The organism is Myxococcus guangdongensis (assembly GCF_024198255.1).
GTDB classification, from domain to species: domain Bacteria; phylum Myxococcota; class Myxococcia; order Myxococcales; family Myxococcaceae; genus Myxococcus; species Myxococcus guangdongensis.
Window position 1 is genome coordinate 205,076 of record NZ_JAJVKW010000005.1, and the last position, 17,952, is coordinate 223,027.

Below are 17,952 nucleotides of genomic sequence, written 5' to 3' on the forward strand. Positions count from 1 at the left end.
ACGACCGGAAGGGTTCTCCCCGCTCGCCGCGTCTTGTCTCTGCTCTCCTGCGCGTGAGGGTGGGGCTTCAGGGGCCGAATGATCCGACACGCCGGCCACCGTATCACGTCCGGAGTTGTGCTAAACGGCGCTGCTGTGAACTCGACCCCCTGCTACCGCTTCCGTCCCTCCCGCCAGTCGCGCCTGTCCGGCGTGCTGGTCCTCGCGCTCGGCGCTCTGGCCGGCTGCGAGAAGAGCAGTCCCCCTCCCGCCGCGCCCGCGACCGAACAGCCGGACGCCGCTTCCGCGAAGCCCGCCGTGCCCAGCGAAGTCACGCTGCTGGTCACCGGTGGAACGTTCGGCCAGCTCCAGCCCGTCGAGGGCAAGGGCGGCGCCGCCGAGCTGCTCGGGCAATGGGTGAACAACGAGAAGCACTGTCCGGGCCCCGTCAAGGATGGCCAGGCCACGTGCGCGGACTCGGGCACCCTGGCGCTCGCCACCGGCGACCACTGGAACGGGCCGGCCCTGTCGTCCTTCTTCCTGGGCGCCCCCACGGCCGAGGTCATGGGCCGCATGGGCTACGCCGCCTCCGCCATGGGCAACCACGAGCTGGCGTTCGGCAAGGAGGCCTTCCTCAAGAACCGCGCCTCCGGCGGCTTCCCGTTCCTCGCGGCCAACCTGCGCGTGAAGGACCCGGCGCTCGCGGGGGACATGTCCCTGCCCGCGTTCCAGGTGTTCGACCGCCGCGGCCTGAAGATCGGCGTCGTGGGCCTGGCCTCCGAGAAGACCGTGCGCACGGCGATGGCCGGCCGCGCCGAGGGGCTCGAGGTCACCGGCTACGAGGAGGCGCTCTCCAGCGCCATCCCCGAGGCCCGCAAGGCGGGCGCGGACACCGTCGTCGTCGTCGCCGACACCTGCGTCACCGAGCTGCAGCCGGTGGTGGCCAAGCACCCCGAGTGGAAGCTGGCGCTCGTGGCCGGCGGCCGCTGCCCCGCGCAGGTGTACTCGAAGGAGAACGGCACCATCTTCGCGTCGCTGGACCGCGGCTTCTCCAAGTACCTGAGCGCGCACATCACCTTCGACCCGGCGAAGCCCGCGGGCGAGAAGGTCACCCAGTTCGAGGGCAAGCTCGTCGACGTGGCCGGTGGAACGCCCGACGCCGAGACGGCGCAGCTGGTCGCCAAGTGGAAGGCGCAGCTCGACGAGGTGCTGGGCCAGCAGATCGGCTTCACCAAGACGGGCATCACCCAGGCCTCGCCGCAGATGGCGAAGTGGGTGGCGGGCGCGGTGCGTGAGTCGCTCGGCACGGACGCGGCCATCCTCAACAAGGGCGGCATCCGCGGCGACCTGCCGGCGGGCGCGGTGACTCGCGGCAGCATCTACACGGTGATGCCGTTCGAGAACTCGCTGCTCGTCGTGAAGCTCAAGGGCGAGGACCTGGCCAAGCAGCTGGCCAACCCCAACGCGCTCATCTCCGGCTTCACCGCCGCCGGGAAGGGCAAGTTCAAGGACGCCAAGGGCAAGGCGCTGGACCCCGCGAAGGAGTACACGGTCGCCACGGTCGAGTACCTGTACTTCGGTGGCGACGGCTTCGAGTTCGAGAAGCTGGCCCCCGAGCCCACCGAGACGGGCATGGCGTGGCAGACGCCCGTGGTGGACTGGACCAAGCAGCTCGACTCCAACGAGAAGAAGCCGCTGGAGAAGCAGCTGAAGTAACCCGCGCCCACGCGGGGTGTCCGAGGCGCCGGACGGGTCCCCAGCGGGGCTCTTCCGGCGCTTCGTCGTTGCGGGCCTCGATGTCCGTGGCCCGTCGTCCGCCGGAGGCGCGGCTACTCACCGCCGATGGGCGAGGTCGCCGTGCCGCACACGGCCTCGTAGCGCGCCAGCGTGTCATGCACCGTCTGGCTCAACCTCACCGGCGTGCCCTCGTAGAGGACCTCCACCGCGAGCTGCTGCGTGGCGAGCGCCTCCTGGCACCGGCCGAGCTGGAAGAGGATGGTGGAGTACGTGTCCAGCACGCTCGCGTTCCCTGGTGCCAGGGCGAGGGCTCGCTGCGCCGCCGCCAGCCCCCGCTCGGGTTGGGCCGTGCGCGCGTAGTAGCGGGCGAGCCCCTCCTGGGCGCCGACGTTGTCGGGGATCAGCTCCACCGCTCGAAGCCGCGCGGCCTCCTGCTCCTCCGTCGCGTAGCCCGCGGCGTCCAGCGCCTGGGCGAGCGCGTCCCAGGCCCTGCCGTTCTCGGGGCTGCGGCCCACCAGCGCCCGTGCGAGCACCAGCTGCTGCTCGGGCTCCGCCGTGTTGCGGATGCGCAACAGGGCCACGGTGAAGTTGCCCGGGTCCTCCTTCAGCGCCTGGGCCATCTCGAACTCGGCCTTCTCCAGTCGCTCCTCGGGCGAGGACCCTCCCGGGGTCATCAGGAAGAGGCGCGCGCGGATGGCATGCACCTCCGCGGGCTCCAGGGGCCGGATGTCGATGTCACCGGAGACGGGCAAGAGCGGCGCGGTGATGGTCGGAGAGCGCGTGGGCACCGTGCCCAGGGCGTAGGCGTGGACCTGTCCGGCCAGGTCCTTCACGCCGTGGAACGACGCATCCCAGGCGACGCGCGGATCCTCCCCGCCCATCAACCGCTTCTGGAAGCGCTCGAAGCGCTCGGCGTGTTGGCTGATGAAGAAGTGCACCCAGAGCCACGCGGACACGTAGTACTGCTGGGACTCCGCGGTGCTCATCGGCCCGCGGCGGTCCCACTCCCACAGCTCGTCCAGCGTGCGCCAGCCGTTGCGCCGGGCGATGTCCAGGAAGGGGCCGTGCTTCGCCCCCAGCACCACCTCCTGCTTCTCCGGCTTGAGCGCGATGGTCTCCAGATAGGTGGCCAGCCCCTCCGACAGCCAGCGGGGCTGCCGCACCAGCGCGAACTGCGAGAGGTAGTGCGTCAGCTCGTGGGCCTGCGTGGAGACGTCCGCGCCCTCCTCGCTGAGCGCGTAGCTGTGGCCCGCCATCACCAGCACGGGGCCTTCGGCCATCGTCGCGGAGAAGCCCTCGATGCTGACCTGGGTGAACTCGGAGAGCTCCCGGCGGTTGCGCAGGACGATGACCTCCACGGTGCCCGGCGGGTCGAAGCTGCCGCCCCAGGCCTGCAAGAGGCCCTGGCGCATCATCTCCAAATCCCGCGCGGCGTCGGCGGACGTCTCCGCGTCCAGGTTCGTCCGGACGGTGAAGTGCGGGCTCTTCACCTCCACCCAGGGACGGCCGCCCTCGAGGGGACACAGCGCTCGCATGGAGCTGCACCCCGTCACACAGGCCAGAAGGCTCCCCAGCAACGCCAGCCGACACGTCATGTTCCTGTTTTCCCACAACTGTCGCCCGTAGGGCAGGGTGGGCATCCCTCCCTGCTGGGCTAGAGTGTCGTCATGGAGATGGCGGAGTTCATCGAGTCGCGCCGGCCTCGCTGGGAGAAGCTCGAACGGCTGCTGGACCAGTCGGAGACCCGGGGCCTCCGGGGCCTGAGCCTGGAGGACGCGAGGACGCTCGGGAAGCTCTACCGCGCCGTGTCGAGCGACCTGCTCTGGGTCCGGGCCCGCAGCGGCTCGGCGGACGTGAGCGCGTACCTGAACGATTTGGTGGGCCGGGCCTATGCGCTGACCTACCCGGGGCGGCGTCCCCGGTTCGCGGACGTGTGGGGCTTCGTGGCTCGGGGCTTCCCGGCGCTCTTCCACCGCGAGGTCCGCATGTACATCGCCGCGGTGCTGCTGTTCCTCGCGGGCGGGGGCTTCGGCTACCTGGGCATGCTGGTGGACCCGGAGGCGGCGCACTACCTGGTGCCCGCCGAGCACCTGGAGCTGGACCCCGTCCAGCGCGCCGCCGACGAGGCGAAGGGCGAGGGGATGACGGCCGACCAGCAGGCCCATTTCTCGTCGTACCTCTTCACGCACAACATCCAGGTGGCCTTCCTGGCCTTCGCCCTGGGGGTGACGCTGGGGCTGGGCACGGCCATCATGTTGTTCGTCAATGGACTGTTCCTGGGCGCGCTCGCGCAGGTGTACGCCGCGAAGGGCATGGCCGGTTGGTTCTGGGCGTGGATCCTCCCGCACGGCATCCCGGAGGTGACGGCCATCTGCATCGCGGGCGCGGCGGGGCTCGTCATCGCGCGGGGGCTGGTGGCCCCCAAGGGGCTCACCCGGGGACAGGCGCTGCGCATGGAGGCGGTGACGGCGGTGAAGCTGCTGTTCGGCACGCTCGCGCTGTTCGTGCTCGCGGGCTTCATCGAGGGCACCGTGTCGCAAATCCATCCGCCCAAGCTGTCGGTGGCCTTCAAGGTGACGTTCGCCCTGGTGGTGGGCTCGGGCGTCTATGCGTACCTGTTCTCGGACTGGCTGCGAGACTCCCACCCGGCCGAGCCAGGCTCGGACGCTCCCCCGGCGTCCTGACGGGCATCGTGGGAGTCGGGGCCGTGCTACACGGGGCGGGTGCTGCTCCTGCCCCCACTGCCGGCCCTGCCCGAGGTCCTCATCGAGTGCCCCCGCTTCTCGTTCGTGAAGCGGCGCGCGGATGGCTCGGTGGACTTCGTGTCGCCGGTGCCGTGTCCGTACAACTACGGCAGCATCCCGGGGCTCGTGGCGGATGATGGAGATCCGCTCGACGCGGTGGTGCTGGGCGCGCGGCTCGCTCGCGGGCAGCGGGTGCGGCTGCCGGTGGTGGGGGTGCTCGGCTTCGTCGACTCGGGCAAGGGCGACCCGAAGGTGATTTTCGGCGCGGCCCCGATGAGCGCCGCCGAGCGCGCCGGGCTGGAGTCCTTCTTCCGCGTCTACGCGCTCTTCAAGCGGGGCCTGCACCTCGTGCGCGGCAACGACACGGACACCCGCTTCACGGGGTGGCTGCCGGTGCCGTCATCCGTGTCTTCCACATCCTGAGGACGCGGTAGCTCGGCGCGCCCTGCGTCAGCGGTCCCACCCACGTCTCCGCCTGGAATCCCGCGCGGCGCCCAAGCTGGGAGCGCGGGCGCATGGCGGGGCTACAGGACGCCCCGGGCCTTGATGTCGAGGTAGCGGTTGACGGCCGCGAGGCTCAGGTCATCCGGCTGTACGTCGAGCATCTGCACGCCGCCCTGGCTCACGCGCGCCTTGAGCACCTCGCGGTCCGAGAGCAGCTCCGAGGCCACGGCGTGCTGGAAGGCCTCCTCCGGACCGGGAGGCGGCGTGCGCAGGAGCTTCTGCAGCGCCGTGTCCTTCACCGACAAGCACAGGGGCACGTGCCGCCGCGCGAGCCGATGGAGCGGGGCCACCATGGTGGACGCCTGCTCCTCGTCGAGGAAGTCCGTGAAGACACACAGCAGGCTGCGCCGGGTGAGGCGGACGTTGAGCTCCTTGAAGAGCGCCAGGTAGTCCACGTACGTGAGGCTGGGCGTCGTGGAGTAGAGCGCGTCCACCATCTTCCGGTACTGCATCCGCCCCGCCGCGGGGGGCAGGTACGTCTTCACGCCATCCGCGAAGACGGCGAGCCCCACGCGGTCTCCGTTGCGCACGGCGACGAAGGCCAGGAAGAGCGCGGCGTTCACCGCGTGGTCCAGCTTGGTGAGCCCGTCCACCTGCGCCGCCATGGAGCGGCCCGCGTCCACGCAGATGAGGATGGACTGGGAGCGCTCCGACTCCAGCACCCGCGTCACCGGCCGTCCGCGACGGGCCGTGGCCTTCCAATCCACGTCGCGCGCGCTGTCTCCCTGCGCGTAGTCGCGCAGTCGCGCGAACTCACTGCCCCGTCCGTCGCGGCGCAGCTGCCGGAGGCCCAGGTTCACCAGGTCCAGCGCGGCTCCGGACAAGAGCAGTCGGCTGGCGCCGCGCAGGTCCGGGTACACGGAGAGGGTCTGCGTGGTGGGGAACACGCGCTCGTGGAGGACGAGCCCCAGCGGGCCCGCCACTCGCGCCGTCACCTCCGTGAAGTCGAAGCGGCCGCGCCGGGCGGGCGTCACCCGGTACACCCAGCGCGTCTCGCTGTCCGGGGGCAGCTCCAGCGTGGCCTCGTCGGGCTCGGCGGTGAAGGACTCCGGCACGCCGTCCTTGACGCGCACCCGCGCCGTCCGGCCGCCCCGGTGCACGAGCCGCAGCTCCACCTTGTTGGGCACGCCCACATTGAGCCGCTGCGGCAACACGCGCCGCGCCTCCAGCCGCACCGAGCGCGCCCACAGGAAGTCCACCACGGCGAGCGCCAGGGCCAGCGCGTCCAACGCCAGCACGGCGCCGCCCAGGCCCGGGAAGAACCCCGCGGCCATCATGGGCACGGCCAGCAGCGCGAACAGCGCCCAGAGGCGCCCGGTGGGAATCACCGAGGGACCTCCACCGCCTGCACCACCTCGCGCAGCACGTCCGACGGCGTGGCCCCGTCCAGCTCCGCGTCCGGCGACAGGAGCAGGCGGTGCTTCAACACCGGGCCCGCCAGGAAGCGCACGTCATCCGGCGTGACGAAGTTGCGCCCGCGCAGGGCGGCCAGCGCCTTGGACGCGAGCAGCAGGTGCACGCCCGCGCGAGGGCCCGCGCCCAGGCGGATGCGGCTGGAGGTCCGCGTCGCCGACACCAGCTTGCGGATGTAGCCCAGCACCGGAGGCTCCACGTTGACCTCGTTGAGCGCGGCGCGCGCGCCCAAGAGGCCCTCCTTCGTCACCGCCGCGTGGACTCCCGCGCGTGACAGGTCACCGGCGTCGAAGCCCCGGTGCACGGAGGCGAGGATGGCGTCCTCCTCCTCGGGCGCGGGGTAGCCCACGTCGATCTTCAGCAGGAAGCGGTCGAGCTGCGCCTCGGGCAGCGGGTACGTGCCCTCCGACTCCACCGGGTTCTGCGTGGCGAACACCGTGAAGAGGGGAGACAGCGGGAGGTTGCGGCCCTCCAGCGAGACGCCGCGCTCCTGCATGGCCTCCAGCAGCGCGGACTGCGTCTTGGCCGGGGCGCGGTTGATTTCGTCGGCCAGCAGCAGGTCCGTGAAGATGGGGCCCTTCACCAGCACGAAGCCCTGGGACTTCAAGTCGAAGACGCTGGTGCCCAGGATGTCCGCGGGCATCAGGTCCGGGGTGAACTGGATGCGCTTGAAGTCGGAGCCGATGCTGCGCGCCAGCGCCTTGGCCATCAGCGTCTTGGCCACGCCGGGCACGCCCTCCAGCAGCACGTGGCCGCCGGCGATGAGGCCGCAGAGCATCAGCTCCAGCACCTCGTCCTGGCCCACCACGGCCTTGCGCACCTCGCGCAGCACGCCCTCGCGAATGGCGTGGGCGGCCTGCACGGCGGAGCCGGTCTGGACGAGCGGGGAGGCGGAGTCATTCGCGTTCATGGGGTACCGGAAGTGCTGCGCCGGACCTGGCCGGCGGGGTGGAGACCTTGCCGCAGCGTGGCCGCGCGCGCGGTGAGCTGCTGGAGGTCGGAGTCGTTGTTCACCGTGTCGGCCCGGCCGACCACTTCGCGCAGGCCGCGCGCGAGGTCCTCCCGGCCGCGCTCCTTCAGCGCCTCCGAGACGGCCTTGGGCGCCGCGTGGGCGGGCAGGCCCGCGTGCAGCGCGAGTTCCTGGGTGAGTCCTCGGGCGACGAGCTTCGCCGCGAAGCCGTGGTGGCGTCCCTCGCGGTACAGCCGCGCCATGGCGAACAGGGCGTCGGTGGCGCCCACGCGGACGGACTCGGGAGGGGGGCGGGGGCGGCCGAAGCGCTTGAGCGCCACGGACCAGAGCGCCACGCCCGCGAGCAGCTGGAGCACCGCGAAGTGCAGGCCGTAGCGCCGCGCGAAGTCGACGACGGAGCGCTCGTTGGTGAAGCCGTGGTGGAACTCGTCGAACTCGTAGGGGCCGGGGCCCAGCGCCGCCAGGGCGGAGAGCCAGAACTGCGCGTTGTCCGCGCGCGACAGGGCCACGTTCATCGCCAGCTCCGGCGCGCCCAGCACGAGCACCCGGCCCTGGCCGTGCGGAACCACCGCCGCCACCATGCGCCCCAGGCGCTCGTCCTCGAGGACCGGCACCGCGGTGGCCGGCAGCTCCAGGTACGCCTGCACCTTCACCTCCACCCGCTCCACGCCGAGCGTGTACGGGGAGGGGAAGGGGGGAACCAGCGTGCGCATGGGCAGCGTCGTGTCGGCCTTGATGAGCTTGACGCTCAAGGCGTCGAGCAGCGGGTTCTCCCGCGAGCCCCAGGGGACGTAGACGGCGGAGCGGCCCGCGGACACCTGCGTGAGCAGCTCCGTCACCTCGCGGTCGTCGAGTTCGGTGGCTCGGAAGGTGTTGAAGCCCGTGCGCGGCACGAGCTCGTCGCCCAAGCCCGCGTCCGGCTCGGCGGCGAGCTGCGTCTGTTCCAGGTCGTCCTCTCGCGAGCCCTGGACCTCCACGGCGAGCAGCACCGGCGTCGTCGAACCCTTCGTGCCGATGCGCAAGTCCGCCATGCGGCGGGACACCGGCAGCCCGCTCTCCTCGGCCAGGAGGTACAGCGCGCGCGCGCCGTCCTCCTGGGCGCGGTAGGTGGACAGCGTGTCGGCGAACTCACCACGACGCGCGCTCGAGAGCAGGAGCGAGCCGAGCACCACGGTGAGCACCAGCGCGCCCACCGTCAGCAAGGGGAGGCGGTCACGCACCGGCGGCCTCCTGGGGCGTGGGCGCCGCGAGCATCGGCGCACTGAGCGCTCGGAACTCCTGGTACCCGCTGCTGCCCACCGGCGTGTTGCCGTACCACGCGAAGTCGAAGCGCAGCGTCAGCTCTCGGAAGCGAGGCTTCCACTCCATGCGCCCCTTGAACTGGCTCAGGTAGTCCCAGTTTGACAGCGTCACGTCGTAGAGAATCGCGCCATCGCGGTGCAGCCGGGACAGCAGCGCCAGGTAGAGGCTGCGCACCGCCTCGCGATACTCCCCCTTCGCGGCCAGCTCGTCCGCGAGCTGCGCCCAGCCCTCCGGCGGCCGGGACAGCGCATGGCCCGCGTCCCCCGCGAGCGTCGACGCGTCCAGGGTGGACACCTCCAGCCCTTCGCCCGCCTTGCGCCGCACGTTCTTCTTCAGCGCGCTCCAGAGCACATACAGCAGCACCGCCACCGTCAGTCCCGCGATGACCACCACCAGCGTGTTGGCCACGGCGCCACCGGACACGACGGGCGGCGTGAAGTTCCGCGTGGGCGGCGCCTCGTCCCGCTCGAAGAGCTTCTTGAGGAACTCGCCCAGCCAGGTGGTGAAGCGGCGCCACCAGCCCGGAGGTTGGGTCGGCTCAGGGGGCTCCTCGGCGGCCTTCTCCACCTTGGGCGCCACGGTGAACTCCGGCCGCGCGAGGATGTCCCGGGCCCGCGCCGAGGCCTGGCGTGCATCCACGGTCGCCTGGGCCTGCACCGTCCGCGAGCCCTGCTCCAACCCCTGCTCCAGCGTGCCGAGCGCCGAGTCACAGTCCTCGTCGTCGTAGGCCTGCCGCTCCACCGCGCGCACCAGTCGATCCAACTTGCCGCGCTCACCATTCCCCAGCGAGCCGAGCTTCTCGAAGCGCGCGTCCTCCTCCGGCCCCTCGCCCTCGCAGGCCGCGGCCACCTGTCCCAGCCGGCGCACGGCCTCGCGGCTCGAGGTGACGGGCGCACGAGGCGCGTCCTCCTGCGCCCGTGCCGGTGTCCCGGTCAGCAGTCCCAGCCCCAACACCACCGCGAGCATCGCCGCGCTCCGCTGTCCCAGGGGCTTGCCCGTGGAGCGCGCGGGGAGCTGCTGCGCCGCGGCCAACAGGTCCAACCCCTCCTGGCGCACGCGCCCGTCGACGAGCAGCAGCGTGGCCGCCGCGGCGCGCACGGGCTCGAAGAGCGTGAAGGTGAGGGCGGCCAGGAACAGCAGCCAGGGCAGGTTGTCCAGCGAGGCGAAGCGCTCGGCGAACGTCAGGTCCACGCCCAACAGCTTGCGCGCCATCATCAGCAGGAAGTTCAGGCCGATGTGCAGGTTGAAGAACACCAGCACCTGCACGGACATGAGGAAGCGCACCTTCGTCGCCGTGCCGCGCGCGGGACCCAACAGCCTCGAGCACTGGCCATACAGCCGCAGCACCGAGCCGCGCCCCTCCATCACCGCCGCGTAGCCCACGCTCTGCGCCGACACGACGAAGAACGCGATGCCCAACGTCAGGTTGAACAGCAGCGTGTTGAAGACGAAGAGGTAGGCCACCGCCACGAAGACCGAGGGCAGCCTGGCCAGCACCGCCTTCAGCGAGGCCCACGTGGTGGGCTCCGCCGTGCCCAGCAACACCCCCTGCACATGGTGCGCGGCGGCGCTCTGGCCCACGCCCCGCACGAACCACGCGAGGGTGAACGCCAGCGACGGCAGCACCAGCGAGTGCCCCATCCGCATCGCCTCCGCCACGTACAGCACGGCGGCGATGACGGCGGCGCCCCCCGGCAGCGTGAGGGCCCAGACGCCCGTGCTCCGGGCGCACAGGCGCAGCGCCGCGTCCATCACCGCGATGGCGTTCCGGGGCCGCAATTCGAGCGCGGAGACGGCCATGGCTCAGCCCGTCACCAGGTGGATGCCCAGATAGACGCCCCCCCAGACGATGGCCACGCCCACCAGGGCGAGCAGGCCGTTGCCGACCGTCCACTCGCGCCGCTCAGCGGGGCCCTCGAGTGCCTGGAGGCGTCGCCCCAGGCAGCTCGCGCACCGGTTGATGCCCTCGAACTGCGTGGTGCACTCCCGGCAGATGACCCGCCGGCACTCCACGCAGACACCGAGGCCGGCGCGCTCCGGGTGGTAGTGGCAGCGGCCCGAGCCCTGAATCATGCCGCCACCTTAAGCAGAGCCGGGCCCGCCACACCACCCCCAGCGCACCTCTCAGAGCTCGTCGAGGAACTCGTCGTTGTAGGTGTAGCGCGACAGCCGCTTCACCAGGGCCTCCATCGCCTCCACGGGCTTCACCGCGAAGAGCATCTGCCGCAGCTTCTTCACCTTCTCGTACTCGCGCAGGGTGAAGAGCTTCTCCTCCTTGCGCGTGCCCGACTGGGCGATGTTGACCGCGGGGAAGACGCGCTTCTCGGCGAGCAGGCGGTCCAGGGTGACCTCGGAGTTACCCGTGCCCTTGAACTCCTCGAAGATGACCTCGTCCATGCGGCTGCCGGTGTCGATGAGCGCCGTGCCGATGATGGTCAGCGAGCCCGCCTCCTCGGTCGCCCGCGCGGCGCCGAAGATGCGCTTGGGGCGCTCCAGCGCGCGGCTGTCCACGCCGCCGGACATGGTGCGGCCGGAGTTGTCGACCTCCTTGTTGAAGGCGCGCGCCAGCCGGGTGATGGAGTCCAGCAGGATGACCACGTCCTTGCCCGTCTCCACCAGGCGCCGCGCGCGCTCCAGCGCCAGCTCCGCCAGCTTGAGGTGGTCGCCGGTGGGCCGGTCCGAGCTGGACGCGAGCACCTCCGCCTTGATGCTGCGGCGCATGTCCGTCACTTCCTCGGGCCGCTCGTCGATGAGCAGCACCATGACGTGCGCCTCCGGGTGGTTGGAGATGACCGCCTGGGCGATGCGCTGGAGCATGATGGTCTTGCCCGTCTTCGGGGGCGCGACGATGAGCGCGCGCTGTCCCTTGCCGATGGGCGAGATGAGGTCCAGCACCCGGGTCACCATCTCCTTGTGACCGTTCTCCAGCTTGAGCCGCTCGGTGGGGTCCACCGACGTCAGGTCCGCGAAGTGCGGCAGCCGGGGCACGCCCTCCAGCGGGAGACCGTCCACCGTGTCGACCTTCTGGATGACGCCCTTCTGGCCGCGCATCTGCGCGAAGGCCGTCAGGTACTGGCCCTGACGCAGCCGCAGCTTCTGCACCAGGTTCTTGGGCAGCTCAGGGTCGTCCGGCGCCGCCAGCAGGTTGCGCTTGAGCTGGCGCAGGAACGCGTTGGGGCCCTTGGCCTCCGTGTCCAGCACGCCCTCCACCGGCGCCAGGTTGGACTGCTGCTGCGCCTGGCCCTGGCCGCCGTGGTGCTGCTGGCGCTGATGCTGATGGCCTCCGCTGTGGCCCTGCTCCCGCTGCTGCTGGGGTTGGGGCTGCTGCTGGGGCTGCTGTTGCTGCTGGGCCTGGCGCTGCTTGTACTGCTCCAGCTCCTGCGGCGTCAGGAAGACCTGGACCTGCTGGCCGTCCGGGCCCGCCGTCATGCGGTACGCCTGACCCTCCGGCGTGAAGAGCACCTGCGCGCCACGACGACGACGGCGCCGACGGCGGCGGCGGCCCCCGGCCTGACCAGGCTGGCCGGGCTGCCCGCCCGACGCGGATGCGCCTCCGCCTTCGCCCTCGTCGCCACCCTCGTCGTCGCCCTCGTCGCCGTCGTCATCCGCCTCGGGAGGAGGGACGGGACGGGCAGCCGCGGGCGGCGGGGTGGCATCACGGGGGTCGCGGTTATCGGAGTTTTCGCTCATGAGGTTTCCAGACCGTGTGCGCCCCTCACGGGCCATCCCGAGGGGAGGGCGGGGGGACGCAGGGTGACTCAGGCTGTGGGACAGGAAGCCGGGCGCGGGGCCTTCGAGATACGCGAAAGGCCGAACCGCCGGTCCCTGGAACACCCTGGTGGCCCAAGGCCGACCGGAGTGCGGAGACAACACTAACAGAGGAGCCTCGCGGCGCTCCCGGTTTTTTCACCCGGTGTTGGCGGGCCGACCTCGCGGCCCGCCTGGGGGTTCCTCAGCGGACGGTGAGGGTGAAGGGCATCATCGCCTTCATCCCCGGGCGCAGCATCTCCAGGTCCACGCCCGCCTGTCGCGCCAGCTCCCGCAAGGCCGACGGGAAGGGCTCGTGGGTGGCGGGCAGCAGGGCGAGCGCCGCCTGCACGCCCGGCTCCCCACCCAGGCCGGAGAAGAAGCCGCGCGCCTCGCCCATCACCACCAGGTCCAGCTCCTCCGACGCCGGGACGCCCGCGTGTCGGCGGGCCGACTCCACCGCGTCCTGCAGGCCGCCCAGCCGGTCCACCAGCCCGCGCGCCAGGGCGTCGTTGCCGCTCCACACCCGGCCGCGCGCGACGGCGTCCACCTCCGCCTTGTCCTTCTTGCGCACCTTGGCGACCTCGGTGATGAACATGTCGTAGGACGTATCCACCCAACGCTGCACCGCGGTCTGCTGCTCGGGCGTCCACGCCTTCCAGATGCCGAACACGTCCGCCATGGGCGAGCGCGAGAGGGTCTCCTGGCTCACGCCGAGCTTCTCGCCCAACAGGCCCTCCAGCGCGGGCTTGAAGTAGAAGACGCCGATGCTGCCGGTAATCGTCGTGGGCAGCGCGAACACCTCCGTGGCGCCCATGGCCGCGTAGTAGCCGCCGGAGGCCGCCGCGTCGCCCATGGAGGCGATGACGGGCTTCACCTTCGCCGCGTCCACCACCGCCTGGTACATCAGGTACGACGCCAGCACCTCGCCGCCGCCCGAGTCCACGCGCAGGACGATGGCCACCACGGACGGGTCCGCCTTGGCCGCCTCCAGCGCGCGCACCACCGTCTCCGCGCCGGCGATGCGGCTGAAGCCCAGCGGGTCCTCGCGGCTCTTGCCGCCGGCGATGGTCCCCAGCACCGGCACCACCGCCACGCGGCGGCGCGTGCCCCAGCGGCCCTCGCGCTCGTCGCGCGGCGCGTACGTGGCGCTGAAGCGCCCGCCCGGCACCAGCTCGCGCACCTTGCCGTCCAGCTCCGAGGGCAGGATGAGGCCATCCAGGAAGCCCAGCTTCAGCGCCAGCTGCGGCGTGGCCAGCCCCGCGGCCCACAGCTCGCGCAGCCTCTCCACCGGCACGTTGCGCGCCTGGGTGACGGCGCGCTCGTACCAGGCCACCTCGTTGTCCAGGTAGGCGTTCACCACCTCGCGCGAGGCCTCGCTCGGCTCGGTGAGGGTGAGCTGCTCGGGGGCCGTCTTGTACTTGCCCACGCGCGCCACGTCCCACGTCACGCCCAGCTTCTGCATCGTCCCGCCGTACGTCTGGAGATTGGCGACCAGGCCGTTGATGGGCAGCGACGACTCGGGCAGCGCGTAGACGCGCTCGGCGGCGGACGCCACGAAGTAGCCCAGGTCATCCGCCGACAGCAGCACCGCCATCACCCGCTTGCCCGAAGCGCGCAGCCGCAGCACCGCCTGGCGCAGCTCCTCCGCCTTGCCCCAGTCCACGCCGGGCAGGCCCTCCATCTTCAGCACCACGCCCGACAGCCGCTCGTCCTTCGCCGCCAGGTCCAGCCACCGCGACAGCCGCAGGAACGGGTCCGCCTCGCTCACGCCCAACAGCGACAACAGGGGGCTGCCGCCGCCCGCCAGCACGTCGTTGAGGTCCAGCATCGTCACCACGCCGCCGGGCGGACGCAGCGAGCGGTAGTTCTCCAGGGACAGGCGCACCTGCGCCACGTGGTCCGTGCCGTTCTCCCCGCCGCCCGCCGCGTAGGTGAGGCCCAGGTGGCCGGTGTCCACCGTCACGGCCAACTGGAGCGCCAGCGGCACCGCGTCGACGAAGCCGTGGGACACGCCGCCGCCCAGCCGCAGGCCCGGAATCACCTCCGCCTGCAGCGTGTACGTGGCCTGCCCCTGGCGGAAGGCCCCTTCGGAGAAGAGCCAGTCCACGCCCAGGGTGAAGCGCTCTCCCAGGGGGCGCAGGCCCAGGCCGAGGTCGTACGCGCGCTCGAGCTTGAAGTCCCCCTCGCGCGGGGCGTTGAGGTTCTTGGCCACCGCCGCCAGCGACAGGTAGCGGGCGGGCCGGGAGGTGAGGCCCACGTCGAAGGTGTCCAGCGAGTCCACGTCCACGTTGTCCGAGCCGAACGTGTGCCACGAGGCGCCCAGCTGCAGCGTGGGGTCGCCCAAGGACAGGCCCAGCGACGTGCGCCGGTAGTCCGGTCCGTGGCGCGGGCGCATCCACTCCATGGACGCGCCCAGGCCCATGCCCAGCAGCTTCGCGCCGAGGAAGAGGCCGTCGGCGGTGCTGTCCTGCTCGAGGTTGCGCTCGTGCAGGTAGAACAGCTGGCCGGAGCGCATGAAGCCCAGGCCCGCGGGGTTGAGCGACAGGGCCGTGGCTTCATCCACCAGCGCGGCGCCGGTGGGCGGCAACGTCAGCCCCCGTGAGGGCAGGGGGGCCTGGACGATGGAGCTCGTCTGGGCGAGCGCGAGCGACGGGAGCAGCAGGAGGGCGAGCAGGCGCATAGAACCCCGGACTCTAGGCATCGCCCGTCCGGGGACAAGCGCCTCGTGTCACCAGTCCTCGGTTCCAGACACCCCGTCGAGCGGATCATCCCCGGGCTTCTTCGTCTTCTCCTGCTTGCGCGTCCGGCCGCCGCGGTCCTCGGCGCCCCAGTCCTCGGTGCCGCCCCGGTTGTCGAGCGGATCCGAGCTGCGCACCACCTTCTCCGCGCCGCCCTCGCTGGTGTTCACCAGCTGATTCACCATGCGCTCCATCTCCGACTTGAGCTGACCGAACTCGTCGCCCTGGAGCACCACGCGCCGGCCGCCCAGCTTCCGGCCGTTGCGCAAGTCGTAGTAGCCCAGGATGAGCTCGGTGCCCTCGCCGTGGCTGCGCACGGTGCCAATCATCGCCCGCTCCAGGCCCAGCGACTTGCCCAGCCCCGCGACGCCGTTGGCCTGGCTGATGCCGCGCGACACCTCGCTGGCCACCCGGTCCAGCTGCGCGTCGTAGGCCTTGTACGCGGCCGTGGGCACCAGCTCCGTGCTCACCTCCACGTCATCCGGCGTCACCTCCATGAGCTGCCCGTACTGGCGGAAGCCGGGCCGCTCGATGCGCAACAGGTGCTTGCCCACCGTCAGGGCGGGAATCGTCACCGGCGTGTACCCCGCCAGCTCCCCGTCCACGTAGACGCGGGCGCCGGCGGGCCGCGACTTCACCGTGGCGCTGCCGCGCAGCTGGGACGTGCGCCCGGTGGCCACCTGCACGCGCAGGGCGATGAAGTCCCGGCTGAAGCGCTTGGGGTTGAGCTCGAAGGTAGGCGAGGCGGCGATGAGGTCGATGAGAACCAGCTTCGCCTCCTCCACGTCACCGCGCAGGTGCAGGAGCGCCGCGTACAGCGCCAGCGACTCGCACAGGGGCGAGCAGCCCCGCATGGCCGCCGGAGCGGCCTGCAGCTCCTTGAGCGTGGCGCGCACCTTCGTCTCCGCGTCGTCGTACTCCTTCTTGTCGAAGGCGGCCGCGCTCTCCGAGTACCCCTTGCGGGCGCGCTCCATCGCGGACTGGGCGTTGGGGTCGGCGGGCAGCCCGAAAATCTCCTCGGATTTGCGGACGGTGAACCCGGCGAAGTTCCCCAGCGCCTCGTTCATGTAGCCCTCCATCTTCACGCTGCCAGACTCGGCCGCGGGGTCCATGGGGATGAGGAGGCTGGTGGCGCGCCGCGCGGGCGCGGGGGACGCCGCCAGGGCGAGCGAGGGAAGCAGGGCGAGGACGAGGGCTCTCATGGGGTAACCTCTGAAACGAGCGACGCGAGCGGGCGAACCGTCATTCAACCCGGAACTCAGAAGCCTGTTCCTCCGGTGATGGGGTTGAACGGGCGGCCCTTGTCCTGGGTCGCCACGAAGACGGCGCCCGCCGTGACCGCCGCGGCGCCTCCGACGACGGCCCAGAACCAGGGGCGCTTGAGCAGGGACTGGCCGGACGAGCCGCTCTCGGCGACGCGCGGGGAGATGGCGCCCTGGATGAAGTCGCGCGCCTGCTGGGCGGCGGCCTCGGGGCTCTGGTCGCGCTCGCGACCCGACAGGTCGATGTCCACGCCGCGCAGCCGCGCCTGGGTGCGCACGTCCCACGCCTGAAGCTCCGCCTTGAGCCGGCCCTTCTTGTCCTGCGACACGGCGGCCACCACCACGTAGCGCGCGTCCAGCCGGTCGGCGATGGCGGCGGTGTCCGGGGGCAGGGTCTCGCTCTCGAAGGCGGCCTGTCCACCGGCCCGCGCGGAGGCGTCGCGGATGGCCGTGAGCCCCGGCCCGGGCTCGAGCGTCGCCTTCACCTGCGAGCTCGCGCCGGACTTCACCTCCGTGTACTCGGCGTAGGGCGTGTGGCCCGGCAGCGTCACCACCACGGCGTGGTGGCCGGCGGGCACCGTCACACCCCTCAGCGGCGTCACGCCCAGCTCCTGGCCGCGCACGCTCACCCGGGCGCCCGCGGGCTTGGACTCCACCACGAGCGTGCCGGCGGGACGCGCGCTCACCTCGGCGCGGGCGTCGTCGAAGGCCTTCTGCACGTCCTGGCCGAAGAGCGCCTTGTCCGGACGGGTGGAGGGCTCCGCCACCGCGGCGCGTACGAAGGCGGCCTTCGCGCCGGCGGCGTCACCGTTGAGCAGCTTGGCGGCGCCCAGGAACAGGAACGTCTCACCCAGCCGCTCCGGCCGGAAGTCGGCGGGGGACTGCTCGTATGCCTCGGCGGCGGCGCGGAACTTCGTCTCGGCGAGCTCCGGGTCCAGGTTGTCGTACGCGGTGCGGCCCTCATCGTAGAGCCCGTCCGCCTTCGTCAGCGGCGTCGGCTCCGGGGGCGGGAAGGCCGTGCCCAGGTCCACGAACGGGATGTCCCCGCCGCGCTGCAGGTGCCTCGTCAGCTCACCCTCCAGGCGGGCGGCCGCCTCCGTCGTGGCGGGCGTGCGGGCCACCGAGAACAGCGCCACCGAGCCGGACGCCACCGCGGGGGTGTTCGCCAGCGAGGGCCGGGCGTTGGGGTCGACGGCCTCCGGGGGCTTCGTCGTGGGGGGCTTCACGGGCGTCGCCACGGTCGGCTTGTCCGTGGTGACGGGCTTGTCGGTGGCGGGCTGGGTCTGCTCGGGGTCCCCGAAGACGAGCGGCTGGGGCGAGTCGACGTCCTGGACGTCCGTCGGCTCGTCGGTGACCGGGGTCTTCTGGCCCTTGATGTTGGGCTTCTTCTTCTTCGCCTTCACCACCTTGCTGGAAGGGGTGGCCTTCTTGCGCGCGGCCTTCTTACGCGTCGTCTGGGCGTGGGCGGGGAGGACGGCCAACAGCAGCGTGAGCAGCAGGGCGAGTCGGCGAAAGGTGTTCACGGCGTCGGAATCTAGCCGAGCTAGAAAGGG

13 protein-coding genes are annotated in these 17,952 nt (G+C 71.7%); 3 read left to right on the forward strand and 10 right to left on the reverse strand.

Translation table 11 applies throughout. From position 1 onward, the window contains the following. Positions 1-135 precede the first annotated feature (135 nt). Positions 136-1,695 (forward strand): bifunctional metallophosphatase/5'-nucleotidase, encoded by a 1,560-nt coding sequence (locus LXT21_RS17415; RefSeq protein WP_254039269.1) that lies wholly within the window; start codon positions 136-138, stop codon positions 1,693-1,695. Between the two features lie 113 nt (positions 1,696-1,808). Here the strand turns inward: LXT21_RS17415 and LXT21_RS17420 are convergent, their stop codons facing one another. After that, positions 1,809-3,311, reverse strand: coding sequence for a hypothetical protein (locus tag LXT21_RS17420; protein ID WP_254039270.1), 1,503 nt, complete (start codon positions 3,309-3,311; stop codon positions 1,809-1,811). 72 nt (positions 3,312-3,383) lie between these two features. Between LXT21_RS17420 and LXT21_RS17425 the strand changes: the two genes are divergently transcribed. Next, positions 3,384-4,400, forward strand: coding sequence for a stage II sporulation protein M (locus LXT21_RS17425; RefSeq protein ID WP_254039271.1), 1,017 nt, complete (start codon positions 3,384-3,386; stop codon positions 4,398-4,400). Positions 4,401-4,439: 39 nt separating this feature from the next. Further along, positions 4,440-4,883 (forward strand): inorganic diphosphatase, encoded by a 444-nt coding sequence (locus LXT21_RS17430; protein WP_254039272.1) that lies wholly within the window; start codon positions 4,440-4,442, stop codon positions 4,881-4,883. A gap of 101 nt (positions 4,884-4,984) precedes the next feature. Here the strand turns inward: LXT21_RS17430 and LXT21_RS17435 are convergent, their stop codons facing one another. From LXT21_RS17435 to LXT21_RS17475, 9 genes are all read right to left on the reverse strand, one after another. Next, the gene (locus tag LXT21_RS17435) at positions 4,985-6,292 is read right to left on the reverse strand and encodes a DUF58 domain-containing protein (protein WP_254039273.1); all 1,308 of its coding nucleotides are present in this window, start codon (positions 6,290-6,292) and stop codon (positions 4,985-4,987) included. Next, positions 6,289-7,287 (reverse strand): AAA family ATPase, encoded by a 999-nt coding sequence (locus LXT21_RS17440; RefSeq protein WP_254039274.1) that lies wholly within the window; start codon positions 7,285-7,287, stop codon positions 6,289-6,291. The genes LXT21_RS17435 and LXT21_RS17440 overlap by 4 nt, the downstream gene beginning before the upstream one ends. Beyond that, entirely contained in the window at positions 7,284-8,567 is a 1,284-nt protein-coding gene (locus LXT21_RS17445) for a DUF4350 domain-containing protein (protein ID WP_254039275.1), read from the reverse strand. Before LXT21_RS17445 ends, LXT21_RS17440 begins: the two co-directional genes overlap by 4 nt. After that, positions 8,560-10,449, reverse strand: coding sequence for a DUF4129 domain-containing protein (locus LXT21_RS17450; RefSeq protein WP_254039276.1), 1,890 nt, complete (start codon positions 10,447-10,449; stop codon positions 8,560-8,562). Before LXT21_RS17450 ends, LXT21_RS17445 begins: the two co-directional genes overlap by 8 nt. A gap of 3 nt (positions 10,450-10,452) precedes the next feature. Further along, the gene (locus LXT21_RS17455; protein ID WP_254039277.1) at positions 10,453-10,722 is read right to left on the reverse strand and encodes a hypothetical protein; all 270 of its coding nucleotides are present in this window, start codon (positions 10,720-10,722) and stop codon (positions 10,453-10,455) included. A 51-nt stretch (positions 10,723-10,773) separates the two neighbouring features. After that, positions 10,774-12,339, reverse strand: coding sequence for a transcription termination factor Rho (rho, locus tag LXT21_RS17460; RefSeq protein WP_254039278.1), 1,566 nt, complete (start codon positions 12,337-12,339; stop codon positions 10,774-10,776). A 262-nt stretch (positions 12,340-12,601) separates the two neighbouring features. Further along, positions 12,602-15,079 (reverse strand): signal peptide peptidase SppA, encoded by a 2,478-nt coding sequence (gene sppA, locus LXT21_RS17465; protein WP_254039279.1) that lies wholly within the window; start codon positions 15,077-15,079, stop codon positions 12,602-12,604. Between the two features lie 48 nt (positions 15,080-15,127). After that, the gene (locus LXT21_RS17470; RefSeq protein ID WP_254039280.1) at positions 15,128-16,339 is read right to left on the reverse strand and encodes a PEGA domain-containing protein; all 1,212 of its coding nucleotides are present in this window, start codon (positions 16,337-16,339) and stop codon (positions 15,128-15,130) included. Positions 16,340-16,395: 56 nt separating this feature from the next. Beyond that, complete coding sequence (locus LXT21_RS17475; RefSeq protein WP_254039281.1) at positions 16,396-17,922, reverse strand: PEGA domain-containing protein; 1,527 nt, start codon at positions 17,920-17,922, stop codon at positions 16,396-16,398. Positions 17,923-17,952: the final 30 nt, after the last annotated feature.